General features: G+C 43.5%; 22 protein-coding genes. 13 read left to right on the forward strand and 9 right to left on the reverse strand.

The window, feature by feature from the left end:
• Positions 1 to 60: 60 nt before the first annotated feature.
• Positions 61 to 324 carry a spore coat protein gene (locus P6709_RS12905; RefSeq protein WP_278241498.1) on the reverse strand — a complete coding sequence of 88 codons (264 nt, stop codon included), beginning with the start codon at positions 322 to 324 and terminating at the stop codon, positions 61 to 63.
• Positions 325 to 476: 152 nt separating this feature from the next.
• On the opposite strand from P6709_RS12905, the gene P6709_RS12910 reads away from it, so the two are divergent.
• Entirely contained in the window at positions 477 to 770 is a 294-nt protein-coding gene (locus tag P6709_RS12910) for a hypothetical protein (protein WP_278241341.1), read from the forward strand.
• 51 nt (positions 771 to 821) lie between these two features.
• Here the strand turns inward: P6709_RS12910 and P6709_RS12915 are convergent, their stop codons facing one another.
• Both P6709_RS12915 and P6709_RS12920 read right to left on the reverse strand, forming a co-directional pair.
• Complete coding sequence (locus tag P6709_RS12915; protein ID WP_278241342.1) at positions 822 to 1349, reverse strand: hypothetical protein; 528 nt, start codon at positions 1347 to 1349, stop codon at positions 822 to 824.
• Positions 1350 to 1480: 131 nt separating this feature from the next.
• Positions 1481 to 2362 carry a LysR family transcriptional regulator gene (locus P6709_RS12920; RefSeq protein WP_278241343.1) on the reverse strand — a complete coding sequence of 294 codons (882 nt, stop codon included), beginning with the start codon at positions 2360 to 2362 and terminating at the stop codon, positions 1481 to 1483.
• 353 nt (positions 2363 to 2715) lie between these two features.
• Here P6709_RS12920 and P6709_RS12925 point away from each other — a divergent pair, with 353 nt between their 5' ends.
• Both P6709_RS12925 and P6709_RS12930 read left to right on the forward strand, forming a co-directional pair.
• Positions 2716 to 4035: a GntP family permease gene (locus P6709_RS12925; protein WP_278241344.1), complete on the forward strand. Its 1320-nt coding sequence runs from the start codon at positions 2716 to 2718 to the stop codon at positions 4033 to 4035.
• 34 nt (positions 4036 to 4069) lie between these two features.
• Positions 4070 to 4846 carry a 3-hydroxybutyrate dehydrogenase gene (locus tag P6709_RS12930; RefSeq protein WP_278241345.1) on the forward strand — a complete coding sequence of 259 codons (777 nt, stop codon included), beginning with the start codon at positions 4070 to 4072 and terminating at the stop codon, positions 4844 to 4846.
• A gap of 44 nt (positions 4847 to 4890) precedes the next feature.
• Here P6709_RS12930 and P6709_RS12935 read toward each other — a convergent pair whose 3' ends face one another.
• Positions 4891 to 5031: a hypothetical protein gene (locus P6709_RS12935; RefSeq protein WP_278241346.1), complete on the reverse strand. Its 141-nt coding sequence runs from the start codon at positions 5029 to 5031 to the stop codon at positions 4891 to 4893.
• A 193-nt stretch (positions 5032 to 5224) separates the two neighbouring features.
• On the opposite strand from P6709_RS12935, the gene P6709_RS12940 reads away from it, so the two are divergent.
• The gene (locus P6709_RS12940; RefSeq protein WP_278241347.1) at positions 5225 to 5785 is read left to right on the forward strand and encodes a VanZ family protein; all 561 of its coding nucleotides are present in this window, start codon (positions 5225 to 5227) and stop codon (positions 5783 to 5785) included.
• A 251-nt stretch (positions 5786 to 6036) separates the two neighbouring features.
• Here P6709_RS12940 and P6709_RS12945 read toward each other — a convergent pair whose 3' ends face one another.
• Complete coding sequence (locus P6709_RS12945; protein WP_278241348.1) at positions 6037 to 6543, reverse strand: hypothetical protein; 507 nt, start codon at positions 6541 to 6543, stop codon at positions 6037 to 6039.
• Between the two features lie 233 nt (positions 6544 to 6776).
• Between P6709_RS12945 and pxpB the strand changes: the two genes are divergently transcribed.
• The 8 genes from pxpB (at position 6777) to P6709_RS12985 (ending at position 14082) form a co-directional block, all read left to right on the forward strand.
• Positions 6777 to 7481, forward strand: a complete 705-nt coding sequence (pxpB, locus tag P6709_RS12950) for a 5-oxoprolinase subunit PxpB (RefSeq protein WP_278241349.1) — start codon at positions 6777 to 6779, stop codon at positions 7479 to 7481.
• Positions 7478 to 8494, forward strand: coding sequence for a biotin-dependent carboxyltransferase family protein (locus P6709_RS12955; protein ID WP_278241350.1), 1017 nt, complete (start codon positions 7478 to 7480; stop codon positions 8492 to 8494). Before pxpB ends, P6709_RS12955 begins: the two co-directional genes overlap by 4 nt.
• Before the next feature lie 70 nt (positions 8495 to 8564).
• A complete protein-coding gene (locus P6709_RS12960) occupies positions 8565 to 9326 on the forward strand; it encodes a LamB/YcsF family protein (RefSeq protein WP_278241351.1) in 762 nt (253 codons plus the stop codon).
• A 30-nt stretch (positions 9327 to 9356) separates the two neighbouring features.
• A complete protein-coding gene (locus tag P6709_RS12965; RefSeq protein WP_278241352.1) occupies positions 9357 to 10544 on the forward strand; it encodes an NRAMP family divalent metal transporter in 1188 nt (395 codons plus the stop codon).
• A 190-nt stretch (positions 10545 to 10734) separates the two neighbouring features.
• Positions 10735 to 11388: an ABC transporter permease gene (locus tag P6709_RS12970; protein ID WP_278241353.1), complete on the forward strand. Its 654-nt coding sequence runs from the start codon at positions 10735 to 10737 to the stop codon at positions 11386 to 11388.
• A 19-nt stretch (positions 11389 to 11407) separates the two neighbouring features.
• Positions 11408 to 12400: an ABC transporter ATP-binding protein gene (locus P6709_RS12975; protein ID WP_278241354.1), complete on the forward strand. Its 993-nt coding sequence runs from the start codon at positions 11408 to 11410 to the stop codon at positions 12398 to 12400.
• Positions 12401 to 12404: 4 nt separating this feature from the next.
• Positions 12405 to 13142: an ABC transporter permease gene (locus P6709_RS12980; RefSeq protein ID WP_278241355.1), complete on the forward strand. Its 738-nt coding sequence runs from the start codon at positions 12405 to 12407 to the stop codon at positions 13140 to 13142.
• Positions 13143 to 13164: 22 nt separating this feature from the next.
• Complete coding sequence (locus P6709_RS12985) at positions 13165 to 14082, forward strand: glycine betaine ABC transporter substrate-binding protein (RefSeq protein WP_278241356.1); 918 nt, start codon at positions 13165 to 13167, stop codon at positions 14080 to 14082.
• A 76-nt stretch (positions 14083 to 14158) separates the two neighbouring features.
• Here P6709_RS12985 and P6709_RS12990 read toward each other — a convergent pair whose 3' ends face one another.
• From P6709_RS12990 to P6709_RS13000, 3 genes are read right to left on the reverse strand one after another with little or no spacing between them, the layout of a single operon-like run.
• Positions 14159 to 15088, reverse strand: coding sequence for an ArsA family ATPase (locus P6709_RS12990; RefSeq protein ID WP_278241357.1), 930 nt, complete (start codon positions 15086 to 15088; stop codon positions 14159 to 14161).
• Positions 15089 to 15122: 34 nt separating this feature from the next.
• The gene (locus tag P6709_RS12995) at positions 15123 to 15383 is read right to left on the reverse strand and encodes a cory-CC-star protein (RefSeq protein WP_442905325.1); all 261 of its coding nucleotides are present in this window, start codon (positions 15381 to 15383) and stop codon (positions 15123 to 15125) included.
• Positions 15384 to 15426: 43 nt separating this feature from the next.
• On the reverse strand, positions 15427 to 17163 hold the full coding sequence (locus P6709_RS13000; RefSeq protein WP_278241358.1) for a carbon starvation CstA family protein: 1737 nt from the start codon (positions 17161 to 17163) through the stop codon (positions 15427 to 15429).
• A gap of 233 nt (positions 17164 to 17396) precedes the next feature.
• Between P6709_RS13000 and P6709_RS13005 the strand changes: the two genes are divergently transcribed.
• Complete coding sequence (locus P6709_RS13005) at positions 17397 to 18656, forward strand: M48 family metallopeptidase (protein WP_278241359.1); 1260 nt, start codon at positions 17397 to 17399, stop codon at positions 18654 to 18656.
• Between the two features lie 4 nt (positions 18657 to 18660).
• Here the strand turns inward: P6709_RS13005 and P6709_RS13010 are convergent, their stop codons facing one another.
• Positions 18661 to 19440: an SDR family oxidoreductase gene (locus P6709_RS13010; protein WP_278241360.1), complete on the reverse strand. Its 780-nt coding sequence runs from the start codon at positions 19438 to 19440 to the stop codon at positions 18661 to 18663.
• Positions 19441 to 19473: the final 33 nt, after the last annotated feature.

Raw genomic sequence — 19473 nt, forward strand, 5'->3', positions numbered from 1 at the left:
GCCAGTTCACTGCGCTTAGGCCGGCGCTGGCCTTTATAAGGTTTGATGGTTCCCATTCCCTTAATAGTAATAAGGATACGGGTATGGATAAGGCGTGTAAGGATAGCCGTAGCCTAATCCAGGAGTCAAAAGTGCTCCTGTTAAAAGCCCTCCTGCAAAACCTGCTGGAAAGCCGTATCCGAATGGTCTGCCATACCCGAAAGGCCGGCCGTAACCAAAAGGCCGTCCGTATCCAAAAGGTCTGCCAAAAGGTCTTCCAAATTGTCTTTGGTCTGCTTCATACGATTGATTGTCATACGTATATCCATCATGTAAAGAATACATGCCGTTGTTCATAAGCGTACCCTCCTAAAAGTTCATTCTTTAAAGCTTATGCCTAACCCGGTTTGGGTTCTTGGATGAATATCCCTGTTTTTTAAATATTTTTGCATGAATTTTCTTTTAAGACGGAAAGCTAGTTGAAAAGGAGGGAAGTCATGAGTTTTCCGGAGATTCAAACAAATTTTTGGGATGCAGTCATCGCTGTGCCTGCAATTGTCGTGATCATACAGTTACTTAAAATGCGATTCTCCATTCCGAAATTTATCATTCCTACCCTCGCAAACGCTCTTGGATTAGTCCTGTCGATCTTTATTAGTCATAAAGACCATTTGGCTGCCGGACTTTTTATGGGGTTTTTTTACGGGAATGCTGCAGTAGGTGCATACGCTTCGATTAAGACGTCCATCGTTTCGTATTTAAACAAGGTTCAAAGAAAAAACCCCACGTAAAACAGGAGCTTAAGCGGTTCAGCATCTGACCCGTTAAGCTCCTGTTTTTAGTTAAGAACAGCTGACTACTTCAATATTACGGGTGTCGAGTCCGATGTACATCCAGCGGAACTGGTTGCTGTTCCAATAAAATCCGCCTACTGAATTGTTTCCTAATACGACTGGATAAAACCAGAAGGAGGCTCCGCTCGTCAGCCATACGTAAGTAAAGCGGAAAAGACATGGACGAATGACATTGGGATCAACCAGGAAAACAGATGGGCCTCCTTGAGCACTAAAGGGTTTGGGCGGAATTTGTGAAGGGGGCGGGGTGGTTGGGGCACTTGCATTCTGTTGTGGATTGCCGCCGCTTTGCCCGCCTCCAGGGAAAGGAAATCCTTGACCTCCGCCCTGACCTCCGCCCGGAAAAGGAAATCCTTGACCTCCTCCTTGACCTCCGCCTGGGAAAGGAAATCCCTGTCCACCGCCCTGCCCGCCGCCAGGAAGCGGGAACCAGGTGATTGGTGAAAGAATCCGTTGGTCATAGCCAGACGTCTGATCGTAATAAGGGTAAGAATTCATATAGTAATAGTCGTTCATCACACACGATCCTTTCTGAAAGAAAACATTTTAGGAAACAAAGCCCGGGAGATGCTATGGCACTTCCCATGTCTGTCACTTGTTAATTAGTGTATTTCACTCCAAATGTTGTGTGTGTGTGAACGCCCAGCCTATCCTTGAGGCAGGGATTTTACCAGAGAGATAAATTCTCTTGATGTGTAGGGGACATATCTGTTTTTGGCTAAAATCATCCCCAAATGCCAAGGGAAAGGCTTTGTCAGGGAGATCATTTTGAAAGGCCCGTCCTTTACCCGGTCACAGATCAGTTTTGGCATCAGCGTGACACCGAGATTTTTTTCTACCATTCCAACGATAAAATCCCACTGGGAGCTTTCATATGCAATTTGCGGCGTAAAGCCCTGACTGATGCAAACTTCAATGGTTCTGCTATTTAGCGTGAATTCTTTGCTTAACAGCAGGAATTTATCTTCCTTAAGTTCAATTAGATCTACGACTTTCCGGTTTGCCAGAGGATGTGACTCATGGACGAGGAGTTTAATTTCCTGCTGAACAAAGGGAACAACGTCAAACTGCTCTTCATTAACCGGCAGCAGAACAAAACCCAGATCAACCTCGCCATCCAATACTTTTTGTTCCACTTTTTTTGCACCGTCTTCAGCAAGCATCACCGCAACATCCGGATATTCTTTTTGAAATTCCGCAATAATAGTTGGGAAAAAAAGAGTGCTGATCACTGGAGGAAGCCCTATCTTTATTTTTCCCTTCTTCAGGTTCATTACATCGTAAAGAGAAGCGGAGAGATCATCCAGGCCATTTACTACTTTTTGAGCTTGAATAAAAACAATCTCTCCTGCATCTGTTAAATGAATCTGTTTGGCAGAGCGATCAATTAATGTTACTTCCAGCTCAAGCTCCAGACCCTTTACCATTTTACTTAAAGTGGGCTGGGTAACATGGAGCGAGCGGGAAGCCTTCGTAAAGCTTTTATGTTTAGCCACCTCAATAAAATACATCAGCTGTCTGATATCCATACGGTACCCCCTTTGATAAAAATAAGTGATAATCTATCGATTTTTTAAATGATTAGAAGATAGATGACCTATAGTTTTTAGTTATAGGTATTATAATTATTATTCATTTTACCTATTGATCTATAAAAGGTACACTGTAAAACGTAATAAGTCGAAATATTTAAAAATTTTAATGTGCTTCAGTTTAGGGAGCCAACAGTGGATTTCGATCCTGGTGCTGAATTTTATTCTGACAAATTGTAAGCGATTACATTTATGATCAGTTTATTTGCCGGTGCTATGAAAAACAACGTTTTTTCAATGGTACGTTTCCATGAAAGGAGAAATTAAAAAGAAGGCAGGGAGGAATAACAATGTTAAGTATGATCGGGTTGGTTGGAGGACTTATATTACTCATTGTGTTAACGATGAAGGGCATGAATCTTCTTGTAGCAGGTCCGCTTTGCGCGCTGGTCGTTGCACTATTCAGCGGGATGCCGTTATTTCCGCAGCTGGTTGGAGAGGGAGAGTCCAATTTTTTGACGAATTACATGGGAGGGTTCTCCGGCTTCATTACATCCTGGTTTCCTATGTTTTTATTAGGAGCCATCTTTGGAAAAGTAATGGAGGATAGCGGGGCAGCAGACAGTGTGTCAAGGTGGCTTGTAAAAGTATTCGGGATAAAAAAAGCGGTATTTGCCATTGTTCTTTCGTGTGCTGTATTAACTTACGGAGGAGTCAGCTTGTTTGTAGTGGCTTTTTCCGTTTTTCCGATGGCACTCAGTTTGTTTAAGCAGGCCGATCTTCCAAGACGATTTATTCCGGCTGCTTTGGCCTTTGGTTCAGTAACGTTTACCATGACATCTGCCGGTTCACCGGAAATTCAAAACTGGATTCCAATTGATTATCTAGATACAACGGCCTATGCAGGCTGGGAAGTGAGTTTACTTGTAGCGGTATTTATGATGATTGTCGGCTACTGGTGGCTGAAAAAGATGATTAATAAAGCAGTGGGAAGAGGAGAACGATTTGAAGCAAGGGAAACGGATCCCGTGCTGGAGAACAGAAAGCTTCCGCACCCTGGCTTAAGTGCCATTCCTCTTTTAGTGGTACTGGTGATTTCATTTATTTTTCATAATTCGTTATTAACATCTGCACTGATTATTGCGTTGCTCGGAGGAATCGTTACGACCTATTTATTAAATCGAAAATACTTTATTAATTTTGGGAAAGCCATGTCAGAAGGAACAATCGGTGCGTTAATTGCCATCGGAAATACAGCAGCTGTAGTCGGATTTGGCGGGGTGGCTAAAGCGGTTCCTGCCTTTAATGTAGCAGTTGATGCTATGACCAGCATTCCAGGAAGTCCGCTTATTGGCGGGGCCATTGCTGTAAGTGTCATTGCGGGACTGACAGGGTCTGCATCAGGCGGACAAGTCATTGCGCTGCCGCTTTTGGCACCGCACTACATGGACATGGGTGTGAATCCTGAAGCACTTCATCGAACGGTGGCTATTTCCTCCGGCGCTCTCGATTCGTTGCCTCATAACGGATATGTTGTAACCACGATCCGAGGGGTGTGTGGAGAAACCCATAAGGATGCATACGGGCCGGTAGGTATTGTGACGGTCATCGTACCTTTAATTGGTCTTGGCATCGCCATTGCGCTGTTTTCTCTGGGGCTTGGAATCTGATTCATCATGAAAAAGGCAGACAGGAGGAGCAAATATGGTTGAGAACAAAGTGGTATTTATAACAGGAGCTGCCAGCGGCATTGGATACGAGATCGGCTGCGAGTTTGCCAAAGAAGGAGCCAAAGTAGTGCTGACAGATCTTGATGAAAAACGGGTCAAACAGGCTGCACAGGCATTGGCTGAAAAAGGATACAGCTGTATAGGACTGCGCTGTGATGTCACGCAGGAAGCTGAGATTGAAAAATCGATTGAAGAAGCAATTGTCCATTACGGCAGGCTGGATGTTCTTATAAATAATGCAGGAATGCAATACGTAGCAGCGATTGAGGAGTTTCCGACAGAAAAATTTGAGCTTTTAATGAAAATCATGCTGGTTGCTCCGTTTATCGCGATTAAAAAAGTGTTTCCTGTTATGAAGGAGCAGGGGTATGGACGGATTATCAATATGTCCTCTATTAATGGGCTGGTAGGTTTTGCAGGCAAAGCGGCCTATAATAGTGCAAAGCATGGCGTGATTGGATTAACAAAGGTGGCAGCGCTGGAAGGAGCTGAGCACGGAGTAACGGTAAATGCACTTTGTCCCGGCTATGTGGACACGCCTTTAGTGAGAAATCAGCTCGGTGATCTAGCCAAAAACAGGGAGGTAACGCTTGAAAAAGTGCTGGAAGAAGTTATTTATCCGCTGGTCCCTCAAAAGCGGCTGCTCAGTGTAAAAGAGGTAGCGGATTACTCATTGTTTCTTGCAAGCGATAAAGCAGGAGGTGTGACTGGCCAGGCCGTGATTCTTGACGGCGGCTATACCGCACAGTAATGGCATGAAGAAGCCACAGCCAGTATAAGGGTTGTGGTTTTTCATTACTCTTTTTTAAACCAGGCCATCACCATATCCATTACATCTCCGCCTACCCAAAATGCGTAAATTAATCCTGCCAGCAGCACAACAACACAGGTTCCGATGATATACAAAAGGGTTTTTCCGAGAGTCTGAGCTATCATACTATCAATCCTCCAATAAAAACCATATTAGGTAATTAGACGTTTCTGGAAGAAAAAAGTTCCCGTTTTCAGCTATTTTTTTAAATTTATGAAAATATACTATACAATATAGAAATCATATTTCAGAAAAAGCGGGTCTTTTTTTAGTAAGGTAATGACCGTTTGCTTTTGACAATGGAGAGTGGAGCAAGCAATGGGCCAAATAACAATTCCTGCAATTCTGCTGGGAGCCGTCATTTTTATTGTTTTTGTGTGGAGGGATGGGAAAGGGAAAAAGAAAATCGTCTATCACCGGTGGTTGTTTTACAGTTTTATCTGGTATGGTGCGATCGTGATGCAGCTTACAATAGGCGGCATCCATATTCCCCCTATCCATGAAGCACCTGTCCGCATGCAGCTTGAGCCATTCTATTTTATTCAGGAATGGAGCACGTACGAAAGGTTTGACGGGTATCCATTTTTTAATAATGCACGACTTACATTTTTTAATTTCCTTATGCTGATGCCCTTAGGATTTTATTTATCTGCCTTATTTATGGTAAAGCGGGTGTGGAAAGCGATGCTGCTGCTTTTGGGTACAAGTCTGCTGATTGAATCTTTGCAGCTGCTTCTTTCTTTTACCGGCTTCATCTGGATGAGGGTATTTAATGTGGATGATTTGATCATGAACACAACAGGAGGATTTCTGGTTTTTCTTGTTGTCAGGAGTATTCAAAAAAGGAAAGCAAAGAAGCTGCAGGATTCAGCGGCTTAAATTTCCGGCATTGTGCAAATAAGAGGCTGAGACAAAAAGTGTCTCAGCCTCTTTGACTGGTTCGCTGCGCTTCAGGGCGGGATACAGGCTTAAGCCTTTCCAGCGCGTTTCCCTTTAAAGTATCAGTTTGCCGTCATACCCTATAGGGATCGCCACCTTCCGCTCCGCTCACCTCTGACCATTTATATGAACTGCCTCGCTTTTTAAACTCTTCAGTTTTGGCTCAACCTCTTTTTCCATCGTCTGCTGACTTATACGAAGAAAACCAGGAGGATATAGGCAGCCAGGGAAGTAAAAAAAGTCCGCTGCAAGGTTTTTTCAGCAGAAAGCCCCTCTCCCCAGCGAATCATGACGGATAGGACCATGAAATAAAAAAGCAGTATAAAATAAGAAGCAAACAGATCAATCACCCACCGGTAATCGATCCCTGCATCCGGTGGCAGGCTGATAGAGGTAAAGAGGACAATCAGTATGACAAATGACAGAAGAAGAACCGCTAAAAGAATAAAAGGAACTCTCCTCCACAACGGATGTTGTAAGAATGTCTCCTTTTTTCTATGCTGAAAATAGACGAGTAAGTGTCCTGCGAGCAGCACAATCCCCACAAACAACACAGAAGAAACAAAACTTCCGGGCAACCCCAGCACGTCCGCTTGAAAAAGATTCTGCAGAGGTGAGGCCAATAAGTGAAAAATGGCAAATAAACTTCCTATGAATAGAAAAGTGAATAATTGTAAAAAAGACCATTTATATATCAAAGAATTCCTCCTTAAACCATTACGTTAGTGTTAACTGCTTCTCGTTCATGCTCCATCTTTTTTTACCCTTCAGTACCTCTTTACGTACTAATAGGAGGAATGTTTCAGATTACCATCTTCTAAAGTGCCAAATCTATCTAATCATGGTCATTCGGTTGATAGAGATCTATCTTTTAAGGTACAATGCAGAAATAATAAATATTCAGAAGATTGTATAGGAAAGGAGCTTTTCAATGAATTATTCCCTCGAGCCTCTAGGCGATCAGGCCATTTTAATTGAGTTTTCTCAGGAAGTGAATGAATGGATTCATGAACAGGTGCAGGGAGTAAAAGGCAGAATTGAAGAGATGGGATACGATTGGGCCATTGAGGTCGTTCCCGCCTTTGCTTCCATAGCTGTTCATTACGATATTCGCAAGCTTCTTACCTGCCAATCGCCTTATGATCTTGTCGCGAAGGAACTCTCTTTGCTGCTTGATTCAAAAAAGACATTTACCAAAAAAGCATCGCGTGAAATTAACATCCCTGTTTTTTATGGAGGAAAAGCAGGACCTGATTTGGACGAAGTGGCCGCACATAATGGGATTTCTGCTGAAGAAGTAGTGGAACTTCATACAAAGGCAGAATATACCGTATATATGCTTGGTTTTGCTCCTGGTTTTCCCTATGTAGGCGGATTAAATGAAAAGCTGGCAACTCCAAGAAAATCAAAGCCCAGACTTCAAATCCCTCCTGGTTCAGTAGGGATTGCAGGTCAGCAAACAGGGGTATATCCTATTGAAACCCCCGGCGGCTGGCAATTGATAGGCCAAACTCCGGAAGCATTATTCCGACCGATGAACGAAGAGGAGCCGACGCTGCTGCAGGCGGGCGACAAGATTCGGTTTTATGCGATTTCAGAAGAGGAATTCTATGAACGTCAGGAGAGAAATAAATGATTCGGATAATAGAACCAGGCCTCCTTTCAACGGTACAGGATGAGGGGAGACATGGCTTTCAGCAGTATGGAATCATCACAAATGGCGTGATGGATCCCTTTGCTTTGCGGATAGCCAATTATTTAGTAGGGAATGAAGAAAAAGAGGCAGGAATTGAAGTCACGCTGACGGGTCCCACTTTACAGTTTGAAGAGCAAATGCTCATCGCTGTCTGCGGGGCGGATTTTTCAGCGCTGCTTGACGATGAACCGATGCCGCTATGGCGTCCGGTTTTGGTCCAAAAGGGAAGTATACTGCATATGAAATTCAGTAAAAAAGGCTGCAGAGCCGTTATAGCCGTTGGAGGGGGCCTTGAAATCCCGGCTGTTATGAACAGCCAATCAACGTATGTTAGAGCGGGCATTGGCGGATTTAAAGGAAGAGCGCTTGAAAAAGAAGATGTGCTAAACGTCAGAACGCCGTCCATTCAGACACAACAGACCATAAAATCTTTAACGAAAAAAGGAAAAACATACTGGACTTCTGCATGGTCGATATCAGCCCTCTACCTCAATAATTTATATGAACGGGAAACTGTGAGAGTGATGGAAGGAAGACAGTATGATGAATTTTCCGAAGACAGCCTGAAGGAATTCTGGGAGGAATCCTTTAAGCTTTCTCCGCAATCAGACCGGATGGGCTATCGTTTAACCGGACCGGTACTCGAGCGAACCGTTTCTGAAGAGATGCTTTCAGAGGCAGTTTCATTTGGTACGATTCAGGTTCCCTCAGATGGCGAGCCAATTATCCTGCTTGCAGATCGGCAGACGATCGGCGGATACCCGAAAATTGGACAAGCAGCATCGGTTGATTTTCCCGCTTTAGCTCAAAAAAAGCCTGGTGAGCCGCTTCGGTTTACTAAAATTTCTCACAGCGAAGCCCAAAAGTTTCTTATAGAAAGAGAACGCGATATTCGTGAGTTAAAATGGGGCATTGAGTTTAAAGTAAGATTGGGGCAAAATGGACCAGCTTAATGCTGGCCAGATGATCGATGGGTGAGCGAAATACGTTCATTAAAGAACGGACTGTGAAAGGAGAATGAGAATGCTGAGGGTTGATTTAAATTGTGATATGGGAGAAGGTTTTGGCGCTTATAAATTGGGCAATGATAAAGATCTTCTGGATTATGTGACGTCTGCTAATATTGCATGCGGTTTTCATGCTGGAGATCCTTCGATTATGAAAAAAACCGTACATATGGCTTTGGAAAAAAATGTGGGAATAGGGGCCCACCCCGGTTTCAATGATGTGACAGGGTTTGGCAGGAGAAATATCGCTGTCACTCCTGAAGAAACCTACGATCTCGTGGTCTATCAAATTGGTGCACTCCATGGGTTTGTCAGAGCGGCCGGAGCCAAAATGCAGCATGTGAAGCCGCATGGCGCTTTATATAATATGGCTGCTCGTGATTCTTCGCTGGCAGACGCGATCGCTAAAGCTGTTTATGATGTTGACCCTGACCTTGTATTATATGGTCTGTCAGGATCTGAATTGATTCATGCGGGCTTAAAAAGGGGTTTGAAGACTGCAAGTGAAGTGTTTTCTGACCGCACTTATCAGAACACAGGAGAGCTTACCTCCAGAAAAGAAGAAAATGCATTGATTCGTGAGGATGACCTGGCAGCAGCTCAAGTGGTCCGAATGATCAAGGAGCAGAAAGTGAAATCAGTATCAGGAACAGATGTGGATCTGCAGGCAGATACGGTCTGCATACATGGGGACGGCGCCAACGCCCTGTCTTTTGCTAAAAAGATTCATGCAGCATTGACTGCTGAAAAAATTAATCTGATGAAAGTCAGCCTGTAGCCGATTATACAGTGAAGAGAGGAAAGCAAAATGAAAAAATCTAACCGCAGTGTCCTGCTTGGCGCAGCCTTTTTGATGGCTACGTCTGCTATAGGGCCGGGCTTTTTGACACAAACGACGACCTTCACACAATCCCTGGCAGCGAGTTTTGGATTTGTCATTTTGGTCTCCATTATTATTGATATAGGTGCACAAATGAATATTTGGCGTATTATTGCCGTTTCAGAAAAAAGAGCGCAGGAAATCGCTAATGACGTGCTTCCTGGATTAGGATATATACTTGCTGTTCTCATAGTCATGGGAGGCCTGGCTTTTAATATTGGAAACATTGGCGGAGCGGGACTTGGAACCAATGTTCTTTTCGGTGTATCACCGGAAGCTGGAGCCCTGTTCAGCGGATTGGTGGCTGTAGGGATCTTCTTAGTGAAGGAAGCAGGCCGTTTGATGGATCGATTTACACAGATTCTCGGTTTTTTAATGATTGGTTTAACGATTTATGTCATGTTTCAATCTAAACCGCCCATTGGTGAAGCGGTTGCTAGAACATTTATGCCTGAAACCATCGATCCTCTTGCCATCGTTACACTCGTCGGCGGTACAGTAGGCGGATACATTACATTCGCAGGAGGACATCGCCTTCTTGATGCGGGTTTGAAAGGAAAAGAGAACCTGGGTGAGGTGACGAAAAGCTCTATTTCTGCAATTGGAATTGCTTCAATTATGAGGATCTTTCTGTTTCTTGCCACATTCGGCATTGTTGCACAGGGGCTCACGATTGATCCCGGGAATCCACCGGCTTCTGTCTTTCAGCTGGCTGCAGGGAACGCAGGGTACAAAATTTTCGGCGTCGTGATGTGGGCAGCTGCCGTTACCTCAGTTGTCGGCGCAGCCTATACATCTGTCTCATTTATTAAAACCTTCAGCCCTATCCTTCAAAAATACGAGAAAGTTCTGATTGTCAGTTTTATCGTTATTTCGACAGCCGTGTTTGTCTCGATCGGCCGTCCTGTTGCGATCTTAATTTTTGTTGGGGCGCTTAATGGACTAATACTGCCGCTGTCTCTTGGCATTATGCTTATCGCCGCTCATAAAACAAAAATTATCGGAGATTACAAGCACCCCATTTGGATGACGGTTTTTGGCGCACTGATTGTTGTGGTCATGGCATACATGGGAGGCTATACCCTGATAAATGAAATGCCTAAACTGTTCTCGTAATTGAGCAAAATAGACTAGTTTTTCGGGGGCTTATGACATTCTTTGTGCTTATTCGCTAAAAATTTCATCACGTTATGTTACACTAAAGAAGAGTTATCAGATTAAGACGTTCTGACTAACTCTTTTTTAATAGGATTTTTTAAAAAACGGAAGAGTTGAGAATACTCTTAAAGGAAGGGAGGTTACTACATTGGAACAATGGGCAAGATTTCTTGAAATTAATGCTCCGCGCATATTGGAACTGACATTGGATCACGCTGTACTGGTTTCCCTTGCAATCGTCGTTGCACTGTTAATTGGTGTGCCATTAGGCATTTATCTAACCACTAACGAATACCTCGCAGGAACTGTTCTTCAAGTTGCTTCCGTTACACTGACTATTCCGAGTCTAGCGCTTTTTGGTATAATGATTCCTATTTTTTCACTAATTAATAAAGGAATCGGATTTTTACCGGCTTTTGTGGCACTGGTGCTTTATTCGCAGCTGCCGATTATTCGGAATACGTACACCGCTATTAAAAATGTCAATCCTGAGATGAGAGACGCGGCAATTGGAATGGGCATGAAAACCCATCAGCGCCTTTGGCGTGTGGAAATTCCAAACGCTATGCCGGTTATTATGGCGGGAATCCGCACAGCGGTGGTCCTGAATATCGGAATTGCCGTCATTGCTGCTTATATTGGTGCAGGCGGTCTTGGTGTTTTAATTACGCAGGGAATCAGCAGGGGTGATAATTACTTAATTATTTCCGGTTCATTAGCCGTTGCTTTGCTTGCGATCATTGCAGATGGGCTGCTGCTCCTGATTCAGAAACGTTTTACGACAAAAGCTGTTGTCGAATAACTTGTTAAGAGGTGAACAAATGATTACGTTTAATCAGGTAACGAAAAAATATTCAAGTGAAAAAACGGCGGTTAAAAATGTCGACTTTACCGTTGATGAAGGAAAGATCGTTGTTCTGCTCGGACCATCAGGCTGCGGCAAGACCACTCTTTTGAGAATGGTAAACCGTTTGGAGTCGATTACAGAAGGATCGATTGTCATTGATGATGAAGATTCAATGGATCTTGATGCGATCGAGCTGCGAAGAAAAATCGGTTATGTCATTCAAAGCAATGGTCTCTTTCCAAACATGACGATCGAAGAAAATGTCATGATCGTCCCGGATCTTCTGGGATGGAATAAGAAAAAGAAAACAGAGCGCTTCACCTATCTGATGAAGCTTATTGGACTGGATCCTAAGATATACAAAAAACGTTATCCTCACGAATTATCCGGTGGACAGCAGCAGCGAATCGGTGTTGTACGTGCGCTCGCAGCCGATCCTCCTGTAATGCTGATGGATGAGCCGTTTGGTGCACTGGATCCGATCATCCGGGAAAAAATTCAGGATGAATTCCTTCAAATTCAAAGAGAAGTCAAAAAGACGATCTTGTTTGTAAGCCATGACATAGATGAAGCGATAAAAATGGCTGATAAAATCATGCTTCTTCGCGATGGGGAAATTATGCAGTATGATACACCATCTGAAATGCTTACCCACCCGAAAAATGATTTTGTCAACCAATTTTTTGGCAAAGACCGCGCGATTAAGAGCTTAAGTCTTCACACAGTAAAAGATTTACAGGAAGTGATCGGATTAGCCGAAATGGATGAATCCATTTATGACACGAAAACGATTAATGTAAATCAGGATCTAAGAAATACACTCTCCATGCTGTTAAATCAGGAAGCCGATCAGGTTATTGTCACGAATGATGAAGGTAAAAGAATCGGTTCAATTACGATTGACCTCGTTCAAAAATACCTTCATTTTGAAATAAAAGGGAAGCTGTCCGTATCCCAGGAAGGGTGATTCGGTGAATAATAAAAAACTAATCGGCAACGGCTTTAGATTTTTCATTTATGGATTGGTTATTGCTTTTGTAGCATGGGCCATATACAATCAGTATTTTTCGTATATTTTCAGTCAATCAAGCACCTTCCTCGTCTTGCTGCGCCAGCATTTTGTTTTAGTGCTTGTGTCATCTGTGCTTGCAATTCTCATTGCAGTACCTGCAGGAATTGTGATTACACGACCTAAATTCAGGAAAGCCGAATGGCTGATTACCAATATCGTGAACTTTGGGCAGACCATTCCGAGTCTGGCCGTTCTGGCATTGATGATCAGTGTACTCGGAATCGGTTTTAATACGGCAGTATTCGCGCTATTTATCTACTCCATATTGCCGATCTTCAGAAACACCGTAGCAGGGCTCGATACGATTGACCCTAACTTAATTGACGCTGCAAAAGGGATGGGAATGAAGCCCAGCCAAATTCTATTCCGCATTGAATTGCCAAATGCTGTGTATTCCATTCTGGCGGGTATCAGAACAGCTGTTGTTTTAAATATTGGAACAGCCGCTTTAGCTTATGTAGTAGGTGGGGGCGGCCTTGGCGTCTGGATCTTTACCGGCATTCAGCTGTTTGACAATGGCTTCCTGATTTCAGGTGCAATCCCTGTGACAATCATGGCTATTTTGGCTGACTACTTGCTTAGAAAACTCGAAAATGTCCTTGTTCCAAAGGGTGCAAGAGAAGTATCCAATACTTAACGAAAAGGGAGGCAGTACATTTGTGAAGAAGATACTAACGCTTATCCCTCTTACGTTGATCATGGTAGTGCTCACAGCTTGCTCAAGCTTAGGCATTGCAGGAAAAGAGGTCACTGTAGGAGGTAAAAATTTTACTGAGCAGTACCTGTTATCCGAAATGACCGCTTTCTTGCTAACCGAAGAAGGCTTTAAAGTAAATCAAATGAATAATCTTGGCAGTACCGTTGTCCGTTCCGCGCTCGAAAATGGCCAGGTGGATCTGATGTGGGAGTATACCGGAACCGCTCTTATTACGTATATGGGAGAAGAACCGATAGCAGATCCGGAAGAGGCCTTTAACAAAGTCAAAGAAGTGGACAGCAAGCAAAATATCAACTGGATCAATATGTCAGATGTTAATAACACTTATGCTCTGGCTATGAGAAGTGAGCAGGCAGAAGAGCTTGGGATTGAATCAATCAGTGACTTAGCTGCTTATATCAATGAAAATCCTGGTGAGCTTACAATGGCTTCTGATGCAGAGTTTGCAAATCGTCCCGACGGACTGCCGGGTGTAGAAGAAACCTACGGATTTGAATTTGGATCTGCTCAAATCAGCCAGATGGATATCGGCCTGACTCAGCGGGCACTTGATAATGAGCAGGTTGAAGTGTCTGTAGCGTATGAGACAGATGCCACAATCAAGAACTATGATTTAGTCGTTCTTGAAGACGATAAACAATTTTTCCCGCCTTATCGTGCAGCCGTATCGATTAATGAGGATGTTTATGAAGAATATCCTGAAATAGAGGAAATCACTGCGATTCTGGCAGAAAACCTGGACAGTACCATTATGCGGGAGTTAAATTACCGCGTGGATATTGAAGGGGAAAGTGTGTCCGTTGTAGCCTATGAATGGCTTGTGGAAAATGGGCTGCTGGAAGAAGAAGAGTCGCAATAGTTGGACAAGATTGGTGAATAGTAAAAGAGGGGGCAGAAAAGTGCCTCCTCTTTTTTTCGTGCAATTAGCAAGCCGGTTACACAACAAAGTGATTGCTGAACCATTTCAAATGATCCCTGCTGGCAATATCATGTGAATTCATCGGAATCCAAATCAATTGTTTATCTTTAAACGTTTCTTTTATTTGATCTAAATAAGGCAGTTCATGTTTTTTTCGATCCAGCATAAACTGTCCGTCTGCCTCTTCCGGCAAAACCTTATTGACAATTAAAGTGCTGACATTCAAGTCATATCCAGCAAGCAGATCAACTGCTTTTTTCGTTTCCAAAATGGGCAGTCGTTCAGGGTTCAGGACAAACATAAAACCGGTAATATCTTCATTTAATAAAAGGTCTCTTGCTTTAGAAAATCGCTCCTGTCTGTTTTTCAGTACAGCATAAATAGGATCCTCAACAGGCTCGCCGTCATTTAACAGGGCTGCGTAATTTTCATTTGTTTTTTTTCTTTTTTCCAGAAGGCCTTCAATCCAGACCCCCATTAACTCCGGAAGAGTGAGAAGACGGATGGTATGACCGGTGGGTGCTGTATCAAAAATCAGCTTATCAAATTGCGAAAGCTCTTCTAATATAATCGAGACCAGTTTGTCAAAAAGGGCAGCCTCGTCTGCTCCAGGCGAGGCTTTTGCGGTGTCTAGCTGCCGGTGTACTTCCTCCATCATACCGGTGTGAACCATTCCCTTAATATTTTCCTTTACGCCTTTAATATAGCTCGCAGTTTCTATTTCAGGGTCAATCTCAAGAGCATAAAGGTTTTCGGAAACTTTTGTATTCCTGCCTCCAATCTTCCGGTCAAAGATATCACCTGTATTATGAGCAGGGTCAGTAGAAATTAACAGCGTGCGATGCCCCTGCTGAGCTGATTTTAAGGCAATGGCAGCCGCTGATGTGGATTTCCCCACACCGCCTTTTCCCCCGACAAAAATAATTCGCTTCGTTAATACATCCATGTCAAAAGCTCCTTTTAATTAGCAGTCGCAGGGATTAACAGCATCGAATCCCTGACATCGGTGACTTTTCCATTCCCATTCTCAGATGCCAGTCATGGAATTTTTCAATCATGTAGGGATAAAGTTCAAGCGTATAGTAATAAACCGGGTTCGGTATGCCAATCATTTCAGAATAAAGCAGCAGCAGAAACAAATCGTCTTCATCCCTATGCTCACGTGCAATTTCCTGCCGATGCGGCATACTCAATACTTCCTCGTAATAAGCGATGAGTGCCTTTACTTTATCAAGCATCATTGATGGTCACCTCCATTGTTTTGAAGTCAGAATTGCTTTTTCATTACTCGATCGGATCAATAGTTTGTTTCGTGTCTGCCAGTGCAGAAAGAGCGGTAATGACGATCCATATCGCAAATCCCATAATAATCGCTCCGAAAATAAAGAGAAGGGAACTCGGCTGGTCGCCCCACCATGCCCATTCAAATAGAACCTGCTGAACCATGGCATAGAGCGTCATAAATAAAAGGAAAATCATCGGAATGAGTGTAATCAGGTAATTTCTGCCGAGTTTCTTAAGCCATACTGAGATGAGCAATAAACTGATTCCGGCTAGCAGTTGATTAGAGGTTCCAAACAAAGGCCACAGAAGGTATCCACCGGAACCAAACCCTTGAGGTCCTTCAGGAATCAGGACGAGTGCTGCACTTGAAACGACGGCGATTGTCGTAGCCACATGTGTTTTTGTAAGGGCAGGAACGTTGTATTCTGAACCTAATTCTGCAATGATGTAGCGCATTAGCCTGACGGAAGTATCAAGGGTAGTAGCGGCAAAGCTTACTACGATAATGGAAACAATGGTAGCCGCTATCTCAGCAGGGATTCCAAGTCCGGTAGCAAGCTGGCTGGCCCCTTGTACAAAGGCTCCCAAACCTCCGGCACTTGCTTCCTGAAAATTGCTGTAGGTAGCCAGGAAATCTTCTTTAGTCGGAAATAACGTAATGACCGCAATGATTGCTACTAATGCAAGGATTCCTTCACCCACTGCCCCTAAATATCCTACAAAACGCGCATCGGTTTCTTTATCAAGCTGTTTTGAGGAGGTGCCTGACGAAACAAGACCGTGAAATCCAGAGATCGCTCCACATGCGATCGTAATGAAGAGAAGAGGGAACCATGAGACATCATCCGCATTTGGGTTTGTTATGGGAGCAGTAATTTCGGGATTTGTAAACAGCAGGCCGAGATACAAAATGGCAAGCCCGACCACAAGCTGATGCGAATTTATAAAATCACGGGGCTGCAGCAGCTTCCATACAGGCAGCGTGGAGGCAATATATACATAGCCCATTAAAACCAGGATCCAGATAAAGAATGCGCTCGATACAGCGCCCAATCCAAAGAGACCAGCGCCTTCTTCACCGCCCATATATCCAACTAAATCAATTTGAAGAAAATCAACTTGTGCAGCGAGAATCGCTACAGCGTACATGACAGCGAGAGCGATGAGAGAGGGGACGAGCATTTTAACATTTTTCTTATAAACGGCGTGTCCGATCCAAATTGCAAGCGGAATCTGAATAAAAACAGGCAGAACACTGGATGGAAAGGTAATAAAGAGATTGGCAATGACCCAGGCGAAAACGGCATTTACCATGAGCACAAGAATAAGAATAATAAATAAAAACAGGATCTTCGCACGCTGCCCGACTAATTTATCCGCCAGCGTTCCAATGGACTGCCCCTTGTTGCGCACTGAGAGGACAAGCGTACCAAAGTCATGTACACCCGCAGCAAAAACCGTCCCGAGCACCACCCACAAAACAGCAGGCAGCCATCCCCAGTACACGGCAATTGCAGGACCAAGAATTGGAGCGGCACCTGCTACCGATGTAAAATGGTGTCCCCACAGTACGAATTTATTAGTAGGGACAAAATCCACACCATCTTTAAATCGGTGTGCAGGTGTAACGTAATCAGGATCCAGTCTGAAAATCTTTTCTGCAACAAATTTCGAGTAGAAACGATAGCCTAAAAGAAAGATAAAAATACCTATTGCTGCAATCGCAATTGCATTCATCCTCTATTCCTCCCCGCAAATATCATAATGTAAGCGATTTCGATCTTGTTACCTAAATAATAGAGGAAAACGAAAGTTATGTAAATATTCTAAAAAATGTGTTAGATTTTGGAGATATACGGAGAGCTATTTGGAGGAAAAACGAGAAGGAAAGCCTCTATTTTATTTCCATTTATACCTTTATATTTAAATGACAGCGAGTAATTTTCAGAAAAAGGAGAGGAAGTGGCCAATTGAATGAAAAGTGGATGGGCTGTCCGGCATGCGGCAGCAGAATTCCTGTGATTTCAGGGTATAGTTCATGGTGCGATCACTGTCATTTTAATCTTAACCCTGCTCAGGAACAGAAAAAGAAAACTTTATTGGGTAAAGCATATGAAGCTCTTGGAAGAAAAAATGGAGAACAGATGCTTTATAAATTGATAAAGAGTTCAGCCCAAAAGCCTTCGATTACGGCACAGGGGGTTATCGCTTATTTTCTGGCTGCTCTCGTTCATCTCCTCAGTCTCGGTCTCGCTGCTGCGGCGGGATATTTAGTCTGGGTGGGAAGTGATAAAGTTTTTTTACTATTCACGGCTGTTCTGCTGCTGGGGATTTCGTGGGTGGCGAGGCCGAAGATTGACCGTTTGGAAAAAGATGAAACGGTTCTTACCCGGGAGGATCTGCCGGAGTTTTTCCGGCTGGTGGATTCAATTACAAGTGAGCTCGGCACAGGCAAAATAGATGGTGTGGTGCTGAATGGAGAATTTAATGCTTCCATTGGCAGGTATGGCTGGAAAAAGCGAATTATTATTAAAATGGGTCTTCCTTTGTTTTCAATTTTAACTGCGGAAGAAAAAAAGGCGCTTTTAGCTCATGAAATCGGGCATTTAGCGAATGGAGATCTTGCCAGAGGCTTTTTTATTGGCACAGCTTTGAATACGCTCGAAGTTTGGCATGAAATTTTGGAGCCGGAGGAATTGCATGAAGGGCAAAGCGGAGATTTAGTGAAGATGGTTTCTGCATCCATTTTAAAAGCGCTTAGCTTTTTCCCGAAAACCTATTCGGATCTGCTGCTTTATTTTCTGTATTTCAACAAGCAGCAGGCAGAGTATTTTGCTGACTATACAGGAGCCAGGTTGGCAGGAACTGAACCGGCGATCACCCTTTTGGAGAAAATCGAGTACGGCAGACTGTACGAATACTCCATCAGAAAAACAGCCCTTTCCTCTGAGAAACTAAATCTTTACCATTGCCTGAATGACGAAATCAAACAATTACCTAAAAGAGAAAAAAGCCGATACAGGAAAATAGCGGAGCTTGAGAAGTCCAAAGTGGATGATACGCATCCGCCTACTTACTTTCGCGTTCAGTACTTACAATCAAAAAAACACCTGCAGAAACAAGCAGATGTAGATTTGCAGCAATTTAAGAGCATTCAGCAGGAATTATTCTGCTTTGAAAATGCGATCCAAAATGCTGTCACAGAGGAATATTGGTATTACCATTCATGAAGAGTTAAAGACTGTTTCGAAAACCTCCTTCAGAGTGAATGACCTGTCCTGTTACCCATTCTGCCCGTTCACTGGCAAGGAAGGCAGTCAGGTTAGCACAATCCTTAGGCTCCCCGATTCTGCCTGAAGGAGAACGCTTTAAAATATCCTGTTTTATGTCGTCAGTCATCCAGCCGGTGTCTGTAGGACCCGGATTGATGGCGTTAATGGTTATGTTTTTTTCAGCAAGAACCGGCGCCAGCGTATACGTCAGGGTTTCGACAGCTGATTTAGTGAGCACATAAGAAAGCTCGTCAGGCATGGGTCCCTGTGACCAGCCTGTCGTAATATTAATGATCCTCCCATACTCACCTTCAAACTGCTTGACAAATTCAGATGTCAGGATGGTCGCCGCACGTACATTTACGCGGTAATGCTCATCCAGGCTTTCAGGTGTAATGGTATAAATCGTATCATTAATCGATACAGCTGCATTATTCACAAGAACGTCTGGGTACCTGCCAAGGGTATTTTTGCAATACTGAAACCCCTTTTTAAAAGAAGACGTATCCTGAAGATCCAGTTCAATTTTTTCGCACCGGACTCCATAAGAAATGATCTCGTTTTGTATGTCAGTTACCTCATCTTTTTTACGATGAAATGAAACCTCCTCATCATACTTCGTCCAATAAGTAAATAAAATATCATGCCCGTCCTTTGCAAGCTCCCTGCATATTCCTGCTCCTATTCCCTGAGATCGGCCGGTGCCGGTTATAAAGGCAGCTTTTCGCTTCATTTTTACCATCTCTCCTAAACTTATATTTATACTTTACCGTAT

The sequence above is a fragment of the Jeotgalibacillus sp. ET6 genome (genome assembly GCF_029667115.1).
GTDB lineage: Bacteria > Bacillota > Bacilli > Bacillales > Jeotgalibacillaceae > Jeotgalibacillus.

Excerpts from the sequence above, each read along its gene's own strand:
- P6709_RS12905 (WP_278241498.1), bottom strand. The coding sequence starts at position 324 with ATGTATTCTTTACATGATGGATATACGTATGACAATCAATCGTATGAA.
- P6709_RS12910 (WP_278241341.1), top strand. The coding sequence starts at position 477 with ATGAGTTTTCCGGAGATTCAAACAAATTTTTGGGATGCAGTCATCGCT.
- P6709_RS12915 (WP_278241342.1), bottom strand. The coding sequence starts at position 1,349 with ATGAACGACTATTACTATATGAATTCTTACCCTTATTACGATCAGACG.
- P6709_RS12920 (WP_278241343.1), bottom strand. The coding sequence starts at position 2,362 with ATGGATATCAGACAGCTGATGTATTTTATTGAGGTGGCTAAACATAAA.
- P6709_RS12925 (WP_278241344.1), top strand. The coding sequence starts at position 2,716 with ATGTTAAGTATGATCGGGTTGGTTGGAGGACTTATATTACTCATTGTG.
- P6709_RS12930 (WP_278241345.1), top strand. The coding sequence starts at position 4,070 with ATGGTTGAGAACAAAGTGGTATTTATAACAGGAGCTGCCAGCGGCATT.
- P6709_RS12935 (WP_278241346.1), bottom strand. The coding sequence starts at position 5,031 with ATGATAGCTCAGACTCTCGGAAAAACCCTTTTGTATATCATCGGAACC.
- P6709_RS12940 (WP_278241347.1), top strand. The coding sequence starts at position 5,225 with ATGGGCCAAATAACAATTCCTGCAATTCTGCTGGGAGCCGTCATTTTT.
- pxpB (WP_278241349.1), top strand. The coding sequence starts at position 6,777 with ATGAATTATTCCCTCGAGCCTCTAGGCGATCAGGCCATTTTAATTGAG.
- P6709_RS12955 (WP_278241350.1), top strand. The coding sequence starts at position 7,478 with ATGATTCGGATAATAGAACCAGGCCTCCTTTCAACGGTACAGGATGAG.
- P6709_RS12960 (WP_278241351.1), top strand. The coding sequence starts at position 8,565 with ATGCTGAGGGTTGATTTAAATTGTGATATGGGAGAAGGTTTTGGCGCT.
- P6709_RS12965 (WP_278241352.1), top strand. The coding sequence starts at position 9,357 with ATGAAAAAATCTAACCGCAGTGTCCTGCTTGGCGCAGCCTTTTTGATG.
- P6709_RS12975 (WP_278241354.1), top strand. The coding sequence starts at position 11,408 with ATGATTACGTTTAATCAGGTAACGAAAAAATATTCAAGTGAAAAAACG.
- P6709_RS12990 (WP_278241357.1), bottom strand. The coding sequence starts at position 15,088 with ATGGATGTATTAACGAAGCGAATTATTTTTGTCGGGGGAAAAGGCGGT.
- P6709_RS12995 (WP_442905325.1), bottom strand. The coding sequence starts at position 15,383 with ATGATGCTTGATAAAGTAAAGGCACTCATCGCTTATTACGAGGAAGTA.
- P6709_RS13000 (WP_278241358.1), bottom strand. The coding sequence starts at position 17,163 with ATGAATGCAATTGCGATTGCAGCAATAGGTATTTTTATCTTTCTTTTA.
- P6709_RS13010 (WP_278241360.1), bottom strand. The coding sequence starts at position 19,440 with ATGGTAAAAATGAAGCGAAAAGCTGCCTTTATAACCGGCACCGGCCGA.